Raw genomic sequence first — 17,372 nt, forward strand, 5'->3', positions numbered from 1 at the left:
TGTTCCCGCAGGCACAATGCGGGTAGGGTAGGGGCATGGATCTGTTTCATGGAGCGTGCATGCCCCCACTTCTTCTTCCCCCTCTGCTCAGGCCCGGGCAGACCATCGGTTTTTTTTCCCCCTCGAGTGCGGCCACGGCCTGGGCGCCGACCCGCTTCGAGCGGGCGCGTACGTTTCTCGAGGGAAAGGGGTTCAGGCTAAGGGCCGGCTCTCTGACCGGCAAGCGGGACCACTGGCGCTCGGGCTCTATCGCCGAGCGTGCCGAAGAGCTCAATACCCTCATCCGCGATCCCGAAGTACGGGCCATCATGTCGGTCATCGGTGGTCACAACTCCAACTCCCTGCTGCCGTACCTCGATTACGAGGCGCTAAAGCGCGATCCCAAGATAGTCATCGGTTATTCGGACGTGACCGCCCTGCTGCTCGGGATCCACGCCAAGACCGGGTTGGTCACCTTCTACGGCCCGGCCCTGGTGGCCTCCTTCGGTGAGCTCGAGCCCCTGGTGGGACGTACCTTCGATTACTTCTCGCGCCTCTGCGTCAGTGGCTGCGCTCCGCATGTGCTGCCAACCCCGACCGAGTGGAGCGATGAGCGTCTCGACTGGGAGAGCCAGAGCCGGCCCAAGTCGTGCCTGGATAACCAACTGGTGAGCGTGGGACGGGGGAGGGTGAGCGGACGCCTTATCGGTGGCAATCTCAACACCATGGCGGGACTCTGGGGCTCCCCCTATATGCCGGCCATCGAGGCCGGGAACATCCTCTTTATCGAAGATTGCCTCAAGAGTGCCGAGGTGGTAGAGCGGTCGTTTGCACACCTCAAGCTATGTGGCGTGTTCGACCGAATTGGCGGGCTGGTGCTGGGCAAGCACGAGCAGTTCGACAGTCAGGGCAGCGGCAAGCGGCCCCTCGATATCCTGCTCGAGGTGGTGGGAGTGCCAACCTTCCCCATTCTGGCGGAGTTTGACTGCGCCCATACCCACCCCATGCTGACCCTGCCCATCGGCGTACAGGCCGAGCTGGATGTGGATCGCGCCACCCTGACCCTGCAGGAGCCCTGGTGGCAGTAACGAGCGGGCCCGCACAGTGGCGGGCCCGAGAGTCAAGTGCGACAGAGTCAGGCGATATTGACCACGACGCGACCTCTGAGCTTGCCCGCCATCAGGGCGTGGGCTGTCTCTATCACCTGATCCAGGGTGATATCCCGGGCGATGAGGCCAAGGAGTTCACCGTCTACCAGGCGTGAGAGCTTCTCCCAGGCCAGGATGCGGCGATCCCGCGGGCACATGACGCTGTCGACCCCGATGAGGCGTACCCCACGCAGAATAAAGGGGGCGACCGAGGCGGGCAGGTCGAGCCCCTGGGCCATGCCGCAGGCGGCCACGGCGCCACCGTAGTGCAAGCCGGCGCAGACGTTGGCCAGGGTATGGCTGCCGACCGTGTCGATGGCGGCCGCCCAGCACTCGCGGGCCAGCGGCTTGCCCGGCTCGCTCAGCGCCTTGCGATCGATCACCTCGCTCGCCCCCAGCGCCTTGAGATATTCCGCCTCCTCCTGCTTGCCGGTGGAGGCCACCACCTCATACCCCTTGCGCGCGAGCAGGGCCACCGCAAAGCTGCCGACGCCGCCGCTGGCGCCAGTGACCAGCACAGGACCTGCCTGGGGGCGAATGCCGGCTTCTTGCAGGGCCATGACGCAGAGCATGGCGGTGTAGCCGGCGGTGCCGATGGCCATGGCGTCGTGGGCGGTGAGCTCCTCTGGCAGCGGGATCAGCCAGTCTCCGTTTAGTCGACACTGCTCGGCCAGGGCTCCCCAGTGCTTCTCGCCCACCCCCCAGCCGTTGAGCAGAACCCTATCACCCACCCGGTAGGCGGGGTGATCGCTGTGGGTCACCACACCGGCGAGATCGATCCCCGGCACCATGGGAAAGCTGCGCACCACGGGGCCGCGCCCCGTGATGGCCAGGGCATCCTTGTAGTTGAGGGTTGAGCTGTGCACCGCGACGGTGACATTGCCTTCGGGCAGGGCGTGCTCGTCCACCTGGCTCAGGTTGGCCTGATAGTGTCCTTCGGGTTTGTCGATGAGAATGCAACGCATGAAGGGGCTCTCCGGGTGCTTAGCGCACCGGTTGTTTATCGATGACTCGCACCAGTTGATAGTGCAGTGAGGAGCCGTCGGCCGGCGGGTTGTCTACCTGACTGACCGCCACCTCGAGTCGATAACGGTAGCCTGGCTCAAACTCGAAGCCGTCGATCTTCTGATAGAAGAGCTGCCAGGGCGCATCGTCTTGCTCGCGCACCTGCATGCACTTCATGGGGGCGACCCCGACGCAGTGGGCCAGTTGACTGTTGACTTCCATCACCTTGTTGGCGGGACCTTGGGCACAGCCTGCCAGTAGCAGGGCACCCAGTAGCAGAGAGGATTTCATGAAGACTCCTTCTGAGAGAAAGGGGGTCATTAGAGCGCGAAAAAAAGGGGGCAGTCAATGACTGCCCCCGGCTTGTCGCTGTGATCAGCGTTGATCGATGGGGACGAATTCGCGCTGGGGCTCGCCGATATAGAGCTGGCGCGGACGACCGATCTTGCTGTCCGGATCGGAGTGGAACTCGTTCCAGTGGGCAATCCAGCCGATGGTACGGGCGATGGCGAAGAGCACGGTGAACATGTTCATCGGGATGCCGATCGCCTTCATGATGATGCCGGAGTAGAAATCCACGTTCGGGTAGAGCTTCTTCTCGACAAAGTAGGGGTCGGAGAGGGCGATACGCTCCAGCTCCATGGCCACATCCAGCAGCGGATCCTTGATCTGAAGCTCCTGCAGCACTTCGTGGCAGGTCTCGCGCATCACCTGGGCACGGGGGTCGTAGTTCTTGTAGACCCGGTGACCGAAGCCCATCAGACGGAACGAGTCGTTCTTGTCCTTGGCCCGGGCGATGTACTCGGGGATGCGATCCACAGAGCCGATCTCTTCGAGCATGCGCAGGCAGGCCTCGTTGGCACCACCGTGAGCCGGGCCCCACAGGGAGGCGATCCCTGCGGCGATACAGGCAAACGGGTTGGCGCCAGAAGAGCCGGCCAGACGCACCGTTGAGGTCGAGGCATTTTGCTCGTGATCCGCATGCAGGGTAAAGATGCGATCCATGGCGCGTTCAACCACGGGGTTGACCTTGTACTCCTCGGTCGGCACACCGAACATCATGTGCAGGAAGTTACCGGCGTAGGAGAGGTTGTTGCGCGGATACATGAAGGGCTGGCCGATGGAATACTTGTAACACATGGCCGCCAGGGTCGGCATCTTGGAGAGCAGGCGGAAGGCGCAGATCTCGCGATGCTGTTCGTTGTTGATGTCGAGGGCATCGTGGTAGAAGGCGGAGAGGGCGCCGACCACACCGCACATGATGGCCATGGGGTGGGAGTCACGACGGAAGCCGCGGAAGAAGAAGGCGATCTGCTCGTGCACCATGGTATGACGGGTCACGGTGCGCTGGAATTCGGCAAACTGGGCCTTGGTGGGGGCCTCACCGTAAAGCAGGATGTAGCAGACTTCGAGGTAGCTCGACTCCTTGGCCAGCTCGGCGATGGGGTAGCCGCGATGCAGCAGAACCCCTTGATCACCGTCGATATAGGTGATAGCCGACTTGCAGGAGCCGGTGGCCATAAAGCCGGGGTCGAACGTGAAGTAACCGTGGGCGCCGAGCTTGCGCACGTCGATCACGTCGGGTCCGATGGATCCGGAAAGGATGGGTAGTTCAACCGGATCCTGACCGGGTAGATGCAGGGTGGCTATCTTATCAGCCATAGCACGTCTCCTTTGCTCTTTATTTATATTTTGTGTCCAAGCCCCACTCTATCCCGAGAGAAGGGATACTGGCAAAGGGTGAAACACCCTGCCAGGGCAACCGGGCGGTTTGGAGTGCCCTATTTGAACCAGAACCCCCCTTCATTGTCAATTTTGCTGATTGTTGGTTAATGAAGTGTGAAATCGGTTATGGGATCTGGTTTGCGGTTTTTGTAAAAGTGTGTAGGCATTTGATTGTCATTGGTTAACAGCGCCGATATACTGCCGCTCGTGGGTGATGGACGTCGGTGTTTGAAACGCTTTCGGAAACTCTGGGATACACCCAATCTGCTGGATTTTGGCTTTATGACGCAGTTTAGTTACAAAAGCCTTACAAACCCGCCCAACGCCCATCAGCGATTGTCAAAACAATAACTAACGTGCTCAATGGAGCTGAGTGGGCAAAGCCGTGAAAAAGAAAGAGAGACCGGTCAACCTCGACCTGCAAACGATCAGCTTTCCTGTCACTGCCATCGCATCCATCCTGCATCGGGTGTCTGGGGTCATCACCTTCGTGGCCCTCTCCATCCTGCTGTGGATGCTTGGTACTTCACTCTCCTCGCCGGAAGGCTTCGAGCAGGTGATGTCCATTCTGGACAACTTCCTGGTCAAGCTGGTGGTCTGGGGGATCCTGACCGCGCTGGCTTACCACATCGTCGGTGGTATCCGTCACCTGATCATGGATCTTGGCTATTGTGAAGAGCTGGAATCCGGCAACCAGAGTGCCCGTGTGGCCTTTGTGATTACCGCTGTTCTGGCTGTGCTGGCGGGAGTGCTGGTATGGTAACCAATTCTGCAACCTTCGGGCGCAGCGGCGTTCACGATTTCATCCTGATCCGCGCCACCGCCCTCATCATGACCTTCTATACCCTCTATCTGGTGGGTTTCATCGCCTTTAACGACATCACCTATGAGGTGTGGGGTGAGTTCTTCGCCTCCACCTTTACCCGGGTGTTCACCCTGTTGGCTCTGCTGAGCGTGCTGATCCACGCCTGGATCGGCCTGTGGCAGGTGCTGACTGACTACATCAAGCCGGTTGGTCTGCGCGGTGCCCTGCAATTTGTGGTGGTAGTGGTTCTGCTGGCCTATCTGATGACCGGCTTCGTCGTGTTGTGGGGGGTATGATGATTCCTGTTCGTGAGTTTGACGCCGTCGTGATCGGCGCCGGCGGCGCCGGTATGCGCGCCGCCCTGCAGATCGCCCAGTCCGGCAAGAGCTGTGCACTGCTTTCCAAGGTTTTCCCGACCCGCTCCCATACCGTGTCCGCCCAGGGTGGTATTACGGTCGCCTTGGGCAACGCCCACGACGATAACTGGGAGTGGCACATGTACGATACCGTCAAGGGCTCCGACTACATCGGGGATCAGGACGCTATCGAATACATGTGCAAGACGGGCCCGGCCGCCATTCTCGAGCTCGAGAACATGGGGCTGCCCTTCTCCCGTTTCGATAACGGTCGCGTCTATCAGCGCCCGTTTGGCGGCCAGTCCAAGAACTTCGGTGGTGAGCAGGCGGCCCGTACCGCAGCCGCTGCCGACCGGACCGGTCACGCCCTGCTGCACACCTTGTACCAGCAGAACGTCAAGAACCAGACCACCGTCTTCTCCGAGTGGTATGCCCTGGATCTGGTAAAGAACCAGGATGGGCACGTGGTCGGCTGCACCGCCATCGACATGGAGAGCGGTGAGGTCGTCTACTTCAAGGCCAAGGCCACCGTGCTGGCCACCGGCGGCGCCGGTCGTATCTACCAGTCCACCACCAACGCCCACATCAATACCGGTGACGGCGTCGGCATGGCCCTGCGTGCCGGTGTCGGTGTACAAGACATGGAGATGTGGCAGTTCCACCCGACCGGCATCGCCGGGGCAGGGGTACTGGTGACCGAAGGGTGCCGTGGTGAAGGCGGCTATCTGCTCAACAAGGACGGCGAGCGCTTCATGGAGCGTTATGCGCCGAATGCCAAGGATCTGGCCGGCCGCGACGTAGTCGCCCGCTCCATCATGATCGAGATCCGCGAAGGGCGCGGCTGCGACGGTCCCTGGGGCCCGCACATCAAGCTCAAGCTCGATCACCTGGGTAAGGACGTGCTCGAATCCCGCCTGCCGGGCATCTGCGAGCTATCCCGTACCTTTGCCCACGTGGATCCGGTCAAGGAGCCCATCCCCATCATCCCGACCTGCCACTACATGATGGGCGGCGTGCCGACCAACGTGAACGGCCAGTGCCTGACCCAGGACAAGGACGGCAACGACGTCCCCGTGGTCGGCCTGTTTGCAGTGGGCGAGATCGCCTGTGTGTCGGTGCACGGCGCCAACCGTCTGGGCGGCAACTCGCTGCTGGATCTGGTGGTCTTCGGTCGTGCCGCCGGCATGCACCTGGTCAATACCCTGGGCGAGATGGAGCATGGCCGCGAGGCCTCCGAGTCTGATCTGGATGCCGCCCTGGCCCGCTTCAACCGCTGGGAGAACACCCGCAGTGGCGAAGATCCGGTGCAGATCCGCAAAGACCTGCAGCGCTGCATGCAGAACAACTTCTCCGTGTTCCGGGAAGGCAAGGCGATGGCCGAGGGGCTCGAAGAGCTTAAGGTCATCCGCGAGCGCCTCAAGTCTGCCCGCCTGGACGACACCTCCAGGGAGTTCAACACCCAGCGCATCGAGTGCCTGGAGCTGGATAACCTGATGGAGACCGCGTTTGCGACCGCCGTGGCAGCCAACTTCCGCACCGAGAGCCGTGGGGCCCACTGCCGCTTCGACTATCCGGACCGTGATGATGCCAACTGGCTGTGCCACAGCCTCTATCATCCGGACACCGAGTCCATGACCACGCGCAGCGTCAACATGACGCCCAAGACCCGTGAGGCGTTCCCGCCCAAGGTCCGGACCTACTGATTGCGGAGCAGCCCCAAATGAAAGTCACATTCTCGGTCTATCGCTACAACCCGGATATTGATAACGCACCGCACATGAAGGATTATCATCTTGATATTCCTGAAGGTTCCGACATGATGGTGCTCGATGCCCTGATCCTGCTCAAGGAGCAGGATCCCACCATCGCCTTCCGGCGCTCCTGCCGTGAAGGGGTCTGTGGTTCCGACGGTATCAACATGAACGGCAAGAATGGCCTGGCCTGTATCACCCCGCTCTCCGATCTGCTCGGCAAGGGGGAGAAGGTGGTGATCCGGCCGCTGCCAGGCCTGCCGGTCATCCGGGATCTGGTCATCGACATGACCCAGTTCTATACCCAGTGGGAGAAGGTCAAGCCCTTCCTCATCAACAACGATAAACAACCGCCCGTGCGTGAGCACCTGCAATCCCCCGAAGAGCGCGCCAAGCTGGACGGTCTGTACGAGTGCATACTCTGTGCCTGCTGCTCCACCTCTTGCCCCTCCTTCTGGTGGAATCCGGACAAGTTCATCGGTCCTGCCGGCCTCCTGGCCGCCTATCGCTGGCTCGCCGACAGCCGCGACAGCGCCACTGCCGAGCGTCTGGGCAATCTGGACGACGCCTTCAGCGTCTTCCGCTGCCACGGCATCATGAACTGCGTGAACGTCTGTCCCAAGGGCCTTAACCCGACCAAGGCCATCGGCCATATCAAGTCGATGCTCCTGAATCGGGCCGTGTAAGCCCAACGGGCTCTGGCCCAACCTCCGGATAGCCATCCGCCGTGTAGGATGGCTATCTGTTACACCCTACAAGCTGCTAGACAGAGAAGAAGTACAAGGGATCGAAATGCATAACGGCGTGATGAAGGCCTGGTTGGAGTCATCTCACCTGGCTGGTGCGAATGCAAGCTACATTGAGGATTTGTACGAATCCTTCCTCGAAAATCCCGACTCCGTTGCCGACGAGTGGCGCACCCTGTTTGCGGGGCTCCCTCAGGTCAATGGCCATGCAGTCGAACAACCCCACTCCCGCGTCAAGGATTACTTCCGTCGCCTCGCCAAGGATACCTCCCGCTTCAGTGCGCCCGTCTCTGACCCCGAGGTGGATGCCAAGCAGGTTCGCGTCCTGCAACTCATCAATGCCTACCGCTTCCGTGGTCACCAGAATGCCAACCTGGATCCGCTTGGTCTCTGGCAGCGTGACACCGTTGCCGAGCTGGATCCGGCGTTCCACAACCTGCAGGGGGCCGATCTCGACGCCACCTTCAACGTGGGCTCCTACGCCATTGGCCGTGAGACCATGGTGCTCTCCGATATCGTCTCCTCCCTCAAGAAGACCTACTGCGGCAGCATAGGCGCCGACTACATGCACATCACCTCGACCGAGGAGAAGCGCTGGTTGCAGCAGAGGCTCGAGTCTATCGAAGGGAAGGGGAGCTACACCCTCGAGGAGAAGACCCGTTTCCTCGAGAGCCTGACCGCCGCCGAAGGGCTGGAAAAATATCTGGGGGCCAAGTTCCCCGGTGCCAAGCGTTTCTCCCTGGAAGGGGGCGATGCCATGGTGCCCATGCTCAAAGAACTGATTCGCCGCGCCGGTGAGCAGGGTTGCAAAGAGGCCGTGATCGGTATGGCCCACCGTGGCCGCCTCAACGTGCTCATCAACGTGCTGGGCAAACGCGCCCAGGAGCTGTTTGATGAATTTGCCGGCAAGCACGGTGAGTCCTGGGGCACGGGGGACGTGAAGTACCACATGGGCTTCTCCTCCGACTTCGCCACCCCGGGTGGCAACGTCCACCTGGCGCTGGCGTTCAACCCCTCTCATCTCGAAATCGTCAACCCTGTGGTCATCGGCTCGGTCCGTGCCCGTATGGATCGTCGCGGTGACAAGGATGGCTCCAGTGTGTTGCCCATCACCATCCACGGTGACTCCGCCATCGCGGGTCAGGGGGTGGTGGCCGAGACCTTCAACATGTCCCTCACCCGTGCCTATGGCGTCGGCGGGACAGTGCGCATCGTCATCAACAACCAGGTAGGTTTCACCACCTCCTACCACAAGGATCTGCGCTCCACCGAATACTGTACCGACATCGCCAAGGCGGTGCAGGCGCCGGTGCTGCACGTCAACGGGGATGACCCGGAGGCCGTGGTACTGGTAACCCAGATTGCCCTGGATTACCGCAACACCTTCAAGCGTGACGTGGTGATCGAGTTGGTCTGCTATCGCCGTCACGGCCACAACGAGGCCGACGAACCCAACGCCACCCAGCCCTTGATGTATCAGAAGATCAAGCAGCACCCGACGCCGCGCAAGATCTACGCCGATCAGCTGGTGGCTGAGGGGGCCCTGAACCAGGAGGCAGCCACCGCCATGGTCAACGACTACCGCGACGCCCTGGATCGGGGTGAGCGTGTGGTCAACGAGTGGCGCCCCATGGAGCAGCACTCGGTCGACTGGACCCCTTATCTCGGTCACAGCTGGGATATGGCCTACGACCATAAGGTCCCCATGGAGACCCTCAAGCGCCTCGGCGAGCGGGTGACCCAGTATCCTGCCTCGCATGTGCTGCAGCGCCAGGTCGAAAAGATCTATGAAGACCGCCGCCTGATGGCCGCCGGTGAGAAGCTGGTCGACTGGGGCTTCGCCGAGACCCTGGCTTACGCCACCCTGGTGGACAAGGGATCCCGTATTCGCTTTACCGGGGAAGACTCGGGTCGTGGCACCTTCTTCCACCGTCACGCCGTGCTGCATAGCCAGAGTGACGGCAGCACCTATACCCCGCTTTGCAACATTCACGAGAAGCAGGGGCCGTTCGAAGTCTATGACTCTGTGCTGACCGAGAATGCGGTACTCGCGTTCGAATACGGTTACGCCAGCGCCGAGCCGGCTGGTCTCACCATTTGGGAGGCCCAGTTTGGTGACTTCGCCAACTGTGCCCAGGTGGTCGTGGATCAGTTCCTCTCCTCCGGTGAGCAGAAGTGGGGGCGTATGTGCGGCCTGACCATGCTGCTGCCCCACGGTTATGAGGGCCAGGGTCCCGAGCACTCCTCCGCCCGTCTCGAGCGCTATCTGCAGATGTGTGCCCAGCACAACATGCAGGTGGTGGTGCCCTCGACCCCGGCACAGGTGTTCCATATGCTGCGTCGTCAGGTCGTGCGTCCGATGCGCCGTCCGCTCATCGTGATGTCGCCCAAGTCTCTGCTGCGCCACCCCCTGGCGGTGAGCAAGCTCGACGAGCTGGCCGAAGGCACCTTCCAAAATGCCATCGGCGAGGTCGATCCTCTGGATCCGAAAGCGGTCAAGCGGGTGGTGTTCTGCTCTGGCAAGGTCTACTACGACCTGCTCGAAGCCCGTCGCAAGGCCGAGCAGAAGGATGTGGCCCTGGTGCGGATTGAGCAGCTCTACCCCTTCCCGGAGGCGGAAGTGCGCGCCATCCTGGCCGACTATGCCCACGTCACCGATTTCGTATGGTGTCAGGAAGAGCCGCAAAACCAGGGCGCCTGGTATAGCACCCGTCACCACTACGACGGCGTGCTGCCCGCTGGTGCCACTCTTAACTATGCTGGCCGTCCCGCCTCCGCCTCACCGGCGGTGGGTTATATCTCGGTTCATATGAAACAGCAGAAGGCGTTGGTAGATGACGCCCTGACCCTGGCCTAAGCCACAGGAAGAAGTAAAAGGAATCAAGCAAGATGACTATCGATATCAAGGTGCCCGACCTGCCGGAATCTGTGGCCGATGCCACCATCGCCACCTGGCACAAGAAGCCCGGTGACATGGTGACCCGTGACGAGGTCCTGGTGGACATCGAAACTGACAAGGTGGTACTGGAAGTGCCGGCGCCGGACTCCGGTGTGCTGGCCGAGATCCTCGAAGGGGAGGGAGCTACCGTGCTGGCCCGCCAGCTGATCGCCAAGATCAACCCGGCCGCCGTGGCAGGGGAAGAGACCAAGGCCAAACCGGCCGAGCCGGTCGAGAGCGATGAGGCCCTGAGCCCTTCGGTCCGTCGTCTGGTGGCCGAGCACGGCATCGATGTGAGCAAGGTGAGTGGCAGCGGCAAGGGCGGTCGTATCACCAAGGAAGACGTGGAAGCCTTCATCAAGGGTGGTGACAAGCCGGCAGCGGCCCCCGCGCCGGTCGCGGCCGCGACCGCGACGGTTGCCCCCCTGGCCGGCCGCAGTCAGAAGCGCGTGCCCATGACCCGTCTGCGCAAGCGTATTGCCGAGCGCCTGCTCGAGGCCAAGAACACCACGGCCATGCTGACCACCTTCAACGAGGTCAACATGAAACCCATCATGGAGCTGCGCAAGCAGTATGGCGAGATCTTCGAGAAGCGCCATGGCATCAAGCTCGGCTTCATGTCCTTCTACGTCAAGGCCGTGGTGGAAGCGCTCAAGCGCTATCCCGAGGTGAATGCCTCCATCGACGGGGACGATATCGTCTACCACAACTACTTCGACGTGAGCATCGCCGTCTCCACCCCCCGTGGACTGGTGACTCCGGTGCTGCGCGATGCCGACGTGCTGAGCCTGGCCGACATCGAGAAGGCCATCAAGGAGCTGGCGGGCAAGGGCCGCGACGGCAAGTTGACCGTCGAGGAGCTGACCGGTGGCAACTTCACCATCACCAACGGCGGCGTGTTTGGCTCTCTGATGTCGACCCCCATCATCAACCCGCCCCAGAGCGCCATCCTGGGCATGCACAAGATCCAGGACAGGCCCATGGCCGTCGACGGCAAGGTGGAAATCCTGCCGATGATGTACCTGGCCCTCTCCTACGATCACCGTCTCATCGACGGTCGCGAGTCGGTCGGCTTCCTGGTCTCCATCAAGGAGCTGCTGGAAGATCCGACCCGCCTGCTGCTGGACGTGTGAGCACAACGATAATGAGGGGCCGCCAAGGCCCCCTTCACGGGGATTGAGAAACACCCCATACGGAAATACCTACAAATACGGATAGAGCATCTATGAATCTGCATGAGTATCAGGCAAAACAGCTGTTTGCCGAATATGGCCTGCCGGTCTCCGAAGGCTACGCCTGCGCTACCCCGCAAGAAGCCGCCGAGGCTGCCGACAAGATTGGCGGCAATACCTGGGTCGTCAAATGCCAGGTCCACGCCGGTGGCCGTGGCAAGGCTGGTGGCGTCAAGCTGGCCAAGAGCAAGGACGAGATCCGTGCCTTCGCCCAGCAGTGGCTTGGCAAGAACCTGGTGACCTACCAGACCGACGCCAACGGTCAGCCGGTCACCAAGATCCTGGTCGAGTCCTGCACCGACATCGCCAAAGAGCTCTATCTGGGCGCCGTGGTCGACCGTGGCACCCGCCGTGTGGTCTTCATGGCCTCGACCGAGGGTGGCGTGGAGATTGAGAAAGTCGCCCACGAAACCCCGGAGCTCATTCACAAGGCGACGCTGGATCCCCTGGTGGGCCCACAGCCTTACCAGGCTCGCGAGCTGGCCTTCAAGCTGGGTCTGGTGGGCGATCAGATCAAGCAGTTCACCAAGATCTTCATGGGCCTGGGCCAGATGTTCCTGGATTGCGACTTCGCATTGCTGGAAATCAACCCCCTCGTCATCACCGACAAGGGCAACCTGCACTGCCTGGACGGCAAGATCAACATCGACGCCAACGCCCTCTATCGCCAGCCCAAGCTGCGCGAGATGCATGATCCCTCCCAGGATGACCCCCGCGAAGCGCACGCCGCCCAATGGGAGCTGAACTACGTGGCGCTGGATGGCAACATCGGCTGCATGGTCAACGGTGCGGGTCTGGCCATGGGTACCATGGACATCGTCAATCTGCACGGCGGCTCTCCCGCCAACTTCCTGGACGTCGGCGGTGGCGCCACCAAGGAGCGCGTGACCGAGGCGTTCAAGATCATCCTCTCCGACAGCAACGTCAAAGCCGTGCTGGTCAATATCTTCGGCGGTATCGTGCGCTGTGACATGATCGCCGAAGGCATCATAGGTGCCGTGAAGGAAGTGGGGGTCAAGGTCCCCGTGGTGGTTCGCCTTGAAGGCAACAACGCCGAGCTGGGCGGTATCAAGCTGGCCGAGAGTGGCCTCAACATCATTGCGGCCAAGAGTCTGACCGATGCCGCGCAGCAAGTCGTTAAAGCAGCGGAGGCCAACTGATGAGCGTTCTGATCAACAAAGATACCAAGGTGATCTGCCAGGGCTTTACCGGCGGCCAGGGTACCTTCCACTCCGAACAGGCCATCGCTTACGGCACCCAGATGGTCGGCGGCGTCTCCCCGGGCAAGGGTGGCACCACCCACCTGGGCCTGCCGGTGTTCAACACCGTCCGTGACGCCGTAGAAGCCACCGGCGCCACCGCCTCCGTCATCTATGTGCCGGCGCCGTTTTGCAAGGACGCCATCCTGGAAGCCATCGATGCCGGCATCAAGCTCATCGTCACCATCACCGAAGGCATCCCGACCCTGGACATGCTGGATGTGAAGGTGAAGCTGCAGGAAACCGGCGTGCGCATGATAGGGCCCAACTGCCCGGGCGTCATCACCCCGGGTGAGTGCAAGATCGGCATCATGCCTGGCCACATCCACAAGCCGGGCAAGGTGGGCATCGTGTCGCGCTCCGGCACCCTGACCTACGAAGCGGTCAAGCAGACCACCGACGAAGGTTTTGGCCAGTCGACCTGTGTCGGTATCGGTGGTGACCCCATCCCGGGCTCCAACTTCATCGACATCCTGGAGATGTTCCAAAACGATCCGCAGACCGAAGCGATCGTCATGATCGGCGAGATCGGCGGTAACGCCGAGGAAGACGCGGCGGCCTACATCAAGGCCCACGTCACCAAGCCGGTGGTCTCCTATATCGCGGGGGTCACCGCGCCTCCCGGCAAGCGTATGGGCCACGCCGGTGCCATCATCTCCGGTGGTAAGGGGACTGCCGCCGAGAAGTTTGCCGCTCTGGAAGATGCCGGTGTCAAAACCGTGCGCTCCCTGGCCGATATCGGCAAGGCCCTGCGCGAAGTGACCGGTTGGTAACTTGCTCCAGGTCTGAGTATGCCGCCCCTGTGGGCGGCATTTTTTTGTGTGATTAAGCGCAGGCACACTTGAACACGGCTCACTGCTTGCAAGCGTGCTTCTCGCCGCCAGGGCTCTGGCCCTGTGCCTTTGGTGGCTGGATCAAGTGATAGATACCTCCCGCCAGTGGCAGGGCGAAGAGCAGCGAGTAGGGGGAGAGGGCTCTCTCCATCAGCATGGCCTCGAGGGCTATTGCAATCACAGGAAAGATCAGAAAGCACAGTGAGGCTCGAAACGGGGAGACCAGAGCATTGAGCCTGAAGTAGGCGACGATGCCTCCGACACCGGCCACGCCGCCGAGATAGAGAACGGCGAACACAGAGGCAGGGCGAATATCGGCGATGACCGTCGATTCCATACTCAGCCCGGCGATAAGCAGCAAGATGGCAGCGATCCCGCTGGGAATGGCGCTAAAGGTAAGCACATGAACATCGCCGAGCCGCAGGGGCTTGATGATATAGATTGCTCCGTGCAATAACACGGCTCCCATCAACAGCGAGATGCCAAGCAGATAGTCACTGCCTGAGATATCCGATTCGATAGAAATGATTGCGACCAGGCTGAGCAGGGTTACCAGCAGGGCCGATATTTGTTTGACCGAAAATGGTTGTCTGGTAGTGAAATAGGTGAGGAGCATGATGGTGATAGGCATATAACCAAATAGGATGGCTGCCAATCCGGATGAAATATATTTTTCGCCCTCCAGCATAAACCAAAATGGAATGGCAAAATAGAAGATAGCGACCAGAGGCATGTAGTGTCGTTTCTCTTTTGGAAATAGCAGGGGTACCTTCTCCCTTCGAGCTATCAGGATCAGCAGGGGAGACATTACCAGAAAGCGAAAGGCCGTCGCCGTGAGTGAAGGAATCGTCTCTCCGGCGATTGCCATCGCCAGCCAGGTCGTTCCCCATATCAGACAGACGGAGACGAACAAGGTTTTTTTCATAAGGCATCTCTCCATGACATAACATAAATATTTGCAGGAGGAGGCTAAACCTTTATCCATACCCCAGGGTCAATCATGATGTTGTGACAAGTTGTGAGCGACTGTGTTAATTGTGTCGAGTCAGAGGAAGGGAGCTGCGTTTTAATTTTAATGCGGATATTTGCTGTGAAAGCACAGCCAGGTGGCTTGTATCAACCCATGATAAATGAAATAACACACCTCTGGTGTTGAGCATCGATCACAAGAGCGTGGCTGTGTGATGACAATCGATCCCCCTTATGGCCTCTTCCACCGATTTCCCTTGTGCATTCCCACTACTCGATGACGCCATCTGTGATCCTGCACACAGGATATAAAATCCATCGGCTGATAATAGAAATGTTTGTAATGGGCTTCGTTCCGGGCCTTGTGTGGTGCTGGCTGATCATCGCCTCATCCGCTTGTGCCTGCCCTGGAGGGGCTCATCCCGGCGGTAGCATTGAGCGGCTAACGCTTTCATAGTCGAACGACAAGGAGTCAGTGGAATGAAGATGGGAAACGGGTTTGCTAGAGTCAGCCTTATCGCAATGGCCGTCGCCTCACAGATGGCGATGGCCTATGACTACAACACCCAGGCCAAGGAGGCCACTGCCTTTACCAAGGCGGCGAATGAGAAGGTCTATCAGGAACTGGATTTTGACAACAAGAGCGCCTTCGAAGATGCGGATCGCGGCTTTATTGCCCCCTTGCTCAACCAGGGAGATATCGCCGGGGTTTTCAGTGCCACCGCCATGAACTATGTGCAAAACAGCAAGGCTCCGGCCTCGGTTAACCCCAGTCTGTGGCGCCACGCCCAGCTGGTCAACCGGGGGGGCCTCTACAAGGTCAGCGAGCATATCTATCAGGTGCGTGGTCAGGATCTCTCCAATCTCACCATCATAGAGACCGACAAGGGGATGGTCTTTTATGACGTGGAGTACTCTGGCAAGGCGCTCAAGGCCTCTATCGAGCTCTATGAGCAGCATCGTGGCAAACGGGCGCTGAAAGGGGTGATCATCTCCCACAGCCATGCGGATCACTTCGGTGGTTTTGGCGGTATTTATGAGGCGGGGCTGGCCACTCCCGAGGATGTGAGCAGTGGCAAGTTACCCGTGTTGGCCCCGGAGGGATTCGTGGAGGAGGCGGTCAGTGAGAACGTCATGGGGGGTAACATCATGGCCCGCCGTGCCGGCTATCAATATGGCAACGTACTCAAGGTCAACGAGAAGGGGATAGTCACCAGCGCCCTCGGCCCGGCCCTGGCCAACGATGCCTCTTCCTTGCCCATTCCGAACCACTTCATCACCAAGGAAAATGAGACGGTCACCATCGACGGCGTCGATTTTGTTTTCAATTTGGTCCCCCATACCGAGGCCCCCTCCGAGATGGTGATGTTTATCCCCAAGTGGGGGGCGCTCTCCATGGCCGAGGATGTGAACCACCTGCAGCACAACGTCTATACCCTGCGTGGGGCCCAGATCCGCGACTCCGCCGCCTGGGCGAAATATATCAACCAGGCACTGGGTCGCTGGGGTGAGAAGGCCCAGGTCCATTTTGGACCCCATACCTGGCCGGTCTGGGGTAATGAGAAGGTGGTGGAGTACCTCAAGAACCAGCGGGATCTTTACCAGTCCCTCTTCGATACCACCATGCGCTATGCCAACTACGGCTATGGCCCCGATGAGATTGCCGAAAATGCACTGCTGCCCAAGTCGGTGTTCAACAACTGGGACAATCGCCCCTACTACGGCAACCTGAAAAATAATCTCAAATCGACCTACATCCGCAATCTGGGTTGGTTTGATGGCAATGCGGCCAAGTTGGCGCAGTATCCCGATGATGAGCGTGGCAAGCGGTATGTGGAGGCGTTTGGTGGGGAGGATAAGGTACTGGAGGCCGCCTTAAACAGTGTCAACAAGGGGGACTACCGCTTCGCGGCCGAACTTCTCAACAATATCGTCGCCTCCAATCCCGCTAATCAGAAGGCCGTGCTGCTGATGGCCGATGCACTCGAGCAACTGGGCTATCAGGACGAGACGACGCTGACCCGTAACCTCTATCTGTCGGGGGCCCAGGAGCTTCGCATGGGGGGCAATGTCCCCAACCAGCTCTCCACCACCTCGCCGGAGGTGATAGCGGGTCTGCCTGGCGACATGCTGATGCCCTACCTCGGTATGGTGATGGATCAGGTCAAGGCCGAGCAGGTGGGTAACCATGTCATCAACCTAATCTTGCAAGGAGACAAGCCGTTCGGGATTGACCTTCATAACGGGGTATTCAACAGCCTGAGCGATTACCAGGCCAGTAAAGCCGACGTTACTCTGGAGATAGCCAAGCCCGAGCTGCTCGCCTTCCTCGCCGGCAAGGTCACCATGGATGCGCTGCTCAATGAGGGTAAGGCTAAGGTGAGCGGAGATGCCAAGGTGCTGGAGAAGCTTCCCGGCCTGTTTGATCTCACTATCAAAAACAACATGAACCTGGTGTTGCCGCTGCAACAGGAGAACCGGATCAAAGAATGATGTGATGATGAGTTTGTCACTTAGACCAAATGCCGGCGTTCTGCCGGCATTTTCTTATGGCTCCCCCCACTTGGTTAAGCACAATGAAAGATTCATATGGGCTTTCTATGCTCTGGTGTCGCCGATTGCGACC

The 17,372-nt window shown here is 60.0% G+C and carries 14 protein-coding genes; 10 read left to right on the forward strand and 4 right to left on the reverse strand.

Features of this window, described 5'->3' with window-relative positions:
• Positions 1-59 precede the first annotated feature (59 nt).
• Complete coding sequence (locus AB5Y48_RS00475; protein ID WP_368163416.1) at positions 60-1,067, forward strand: S66 peptidase family protein; 1,008 nt, start codon at positions 60-62, stop codon at positions 1,065-1,067.
• A 47-nt stretch (positions 1,068-1,114) separates the two neighbouring features.
• Here AB5Y48_RS00475 and AB5Y48_RS00480 read toward each other — a convergent pair whose 3' ends face one another.
• From AB5Y48_RS00480 to AB5Y48_RS00490, 3 genes are all read right to left on the reverse strand, one after another.
• Positions 1,115-2,092 (reverse strand): MDR family oxidoreductase, encoded by a 978-nt coding sequence (locus tag AB5Y48_RS00480; protein ID WP_368163417.1) that lies wholly within the window; start codon positions 2,090-2,092, stop codon positions 1,115-1,117.
• A gap of 19 nt (positions 2,093-2,111) precedes the next feature.
• Positions 2,112-2,423 carry a DUF4377 domain-containing protein gene (locus AB5Y48_RS00485; protein ID WP_082177858.1) on the reverse strand — a complete coding sequence of 104 codons (312 nt, stop codon included), beginning with the start codon at positions 2,421-2,423 and terminating at the stop codon, positions 2,112-2,114.
• 84 nt (positions 2,424-2,507) lie between these two features.
• On the reverse strand, positions 2,508-3,794 hold the full coding sequence (locus AB5Y48_RS00490) for a citrate synthase (RefSeq protein WP_050664805.1): 1,287 nt from the start codon (positions 3,792-3,794) through the stop codon (positions 2,508-2,510).
• Positions 3,795-4,230: 436 nt separating this feature from the next.
• On the opposite strand from AB5Y48_RS00490, the gene sdhC reads away from it, so the two are divergent.
• The 8 genes from sdhC to sucD all read left to right on the forward strand — a co-directional run bounded on the left by sdhC (position 4,231) and on the right by sucD (position 13,717).
• Entirely contained in the window at positions 4,231-4,620 is a 390-nt protein-coding gene (gene sdhC / locus AB5Y48_RS00495; protein ID WP_050664806.1) for a succinate dehydrogenase cytochrome b556 subunit, read from the forward strand.
• The gene (sdhD, locus tag AB5Y48_RS00500; RefSeq protein WP_005358676.1) at positions 4,614-4,958 is read left to right on the forward strand and encodes a succinate dehydrogenase, hydrophobic membrane anchor protein; all 345 of its coding nucleotides are present in this window, start codon (positions 4,614-4,616) and stop codon (positions 4,956-4,958) included. Before sdhC ends, sdhD begins: the two co-directional genes overlap by 7 nt.
• Complete coding sequence (gene sdhA, locus AB5Y48_RS00505) at positions 4,955-6,721, forward strand: succinate dehydrogenase flavoprotein subunit (RefSeq protein WP_060586025.1); 1,767 nt, start codon at positions 4,955-4,957, stop codon at positions 6,719-6,721. The genes sdhD and sdhA overlap by 4 nt, the downstream gene beginning before the upstream one ends.
• 17 nt (positions 6,722-6,738) lie before the next feature.
• The gene (locus AB5Y48_RS00510) at positions 6,739-7,455 is read left to right on the forward strand and encodes a succinate dehydrogenase iron-sulfur subunit (RefSeq protein ID WP_050664808.1); all 717 of its coding nucleotides are present in this window, start codon (positions 6,739-6,741) and stop codon (positions 7,453-7,455) included.
• A 106-nt stretch (positions 7,456-7,561) separates the two neighbouring features.
• A complete protein-coding gene (gene sucA, locus AB5Y48_RS00515) occupies positions 7,562-10,372 on the forward strand; it encodes a 2-oxoglutarate dehydrogenase E1 component (RefSeq protein ID WP_224163442.1) in 2,811 nt (936 codons plus the stop codon).
• 32 nt (positions 10,373-10,404) lie between these two features.
• A complete protein-coding gene (gene odhB, locus AB5Y48_RS00520; RefSeq protein ID WP_050664810.1) occupies positions 10,405-11,586 on the forward strand; it encodes a 2-oxoglutarate dehydrogenase complex dihydrolipoyllysine-residue succinyltransferase in 1,182 nt (393 codons plus the stop codon).
• 92 nt (positions 11,587-11,678) lie between these two features.
• Positions 11,679-12,845, forward strand: coding sequence for an ADP-forming succinate--CoA ligase subunit beta (gene sucC / locus AB5Y48_RS00525; protein WP_050664811.1), 1,167 nt, complete (start codon positions 11,679-11,681; stop codon positions 12,843-12,845).
• Entirely contained in the window at positions 12,845-13,717 is an 873-nt protein-coding gene (gene sucD / locus AB5Y48_RS00530; RefSeq protein ID WP_042028888.1) for a succinate--CoA ligase subunit alpha, read from the forward strand. Before sucC ends, sucD begins: the two co-directional genes overlap by 1 nt.
• 79 nt (positions 13,718-13,796) lie before the next feature.
• Here sucD and AB5Y48_RS00535 read toward each other — a convergent pair whose 3' ends face one another.
• Positions 13,797-14,702, reverse strand: coding sequence for a DMT family transporter (locus AB5Y48_RS00535; protein WP_168929887.1), 906 nt, complete (start codon positions 14,700-14,702; stop codon positions 13,797-13,799).
• 524 nt (positions 14,703-15,226) lie between these two features.
• On the opposite strand from AB5Y48_RS00535, the gene AB5Y48_RS00540 reads away from it, so the two are divergent.
• On the forward strand, positions 15,227-17,239 hold the full coding sequence (locus AB5Y48_RS00540) for an alkyl/aryl-sulfatase (protein WP_368163419.1): 2,013 nt from the start codon (positions 15,227-15,229) through the stop codon (positions 17,237-17,239).
• Positions 17,240-17,372 lie beyond the last annotated feature (133 nt).

This window comes from Aeromonas sp. R6-2, from assembly GCF_040908155.1.
In the GTDB taxonomy this organism is placed as follows: domain Bacteria; phylum Pseudomonadota; class Gammaproteobacteria; order Enterobacterales; family Aeromonadaceae; genus Aeromonas; species Aeromonas schubertii.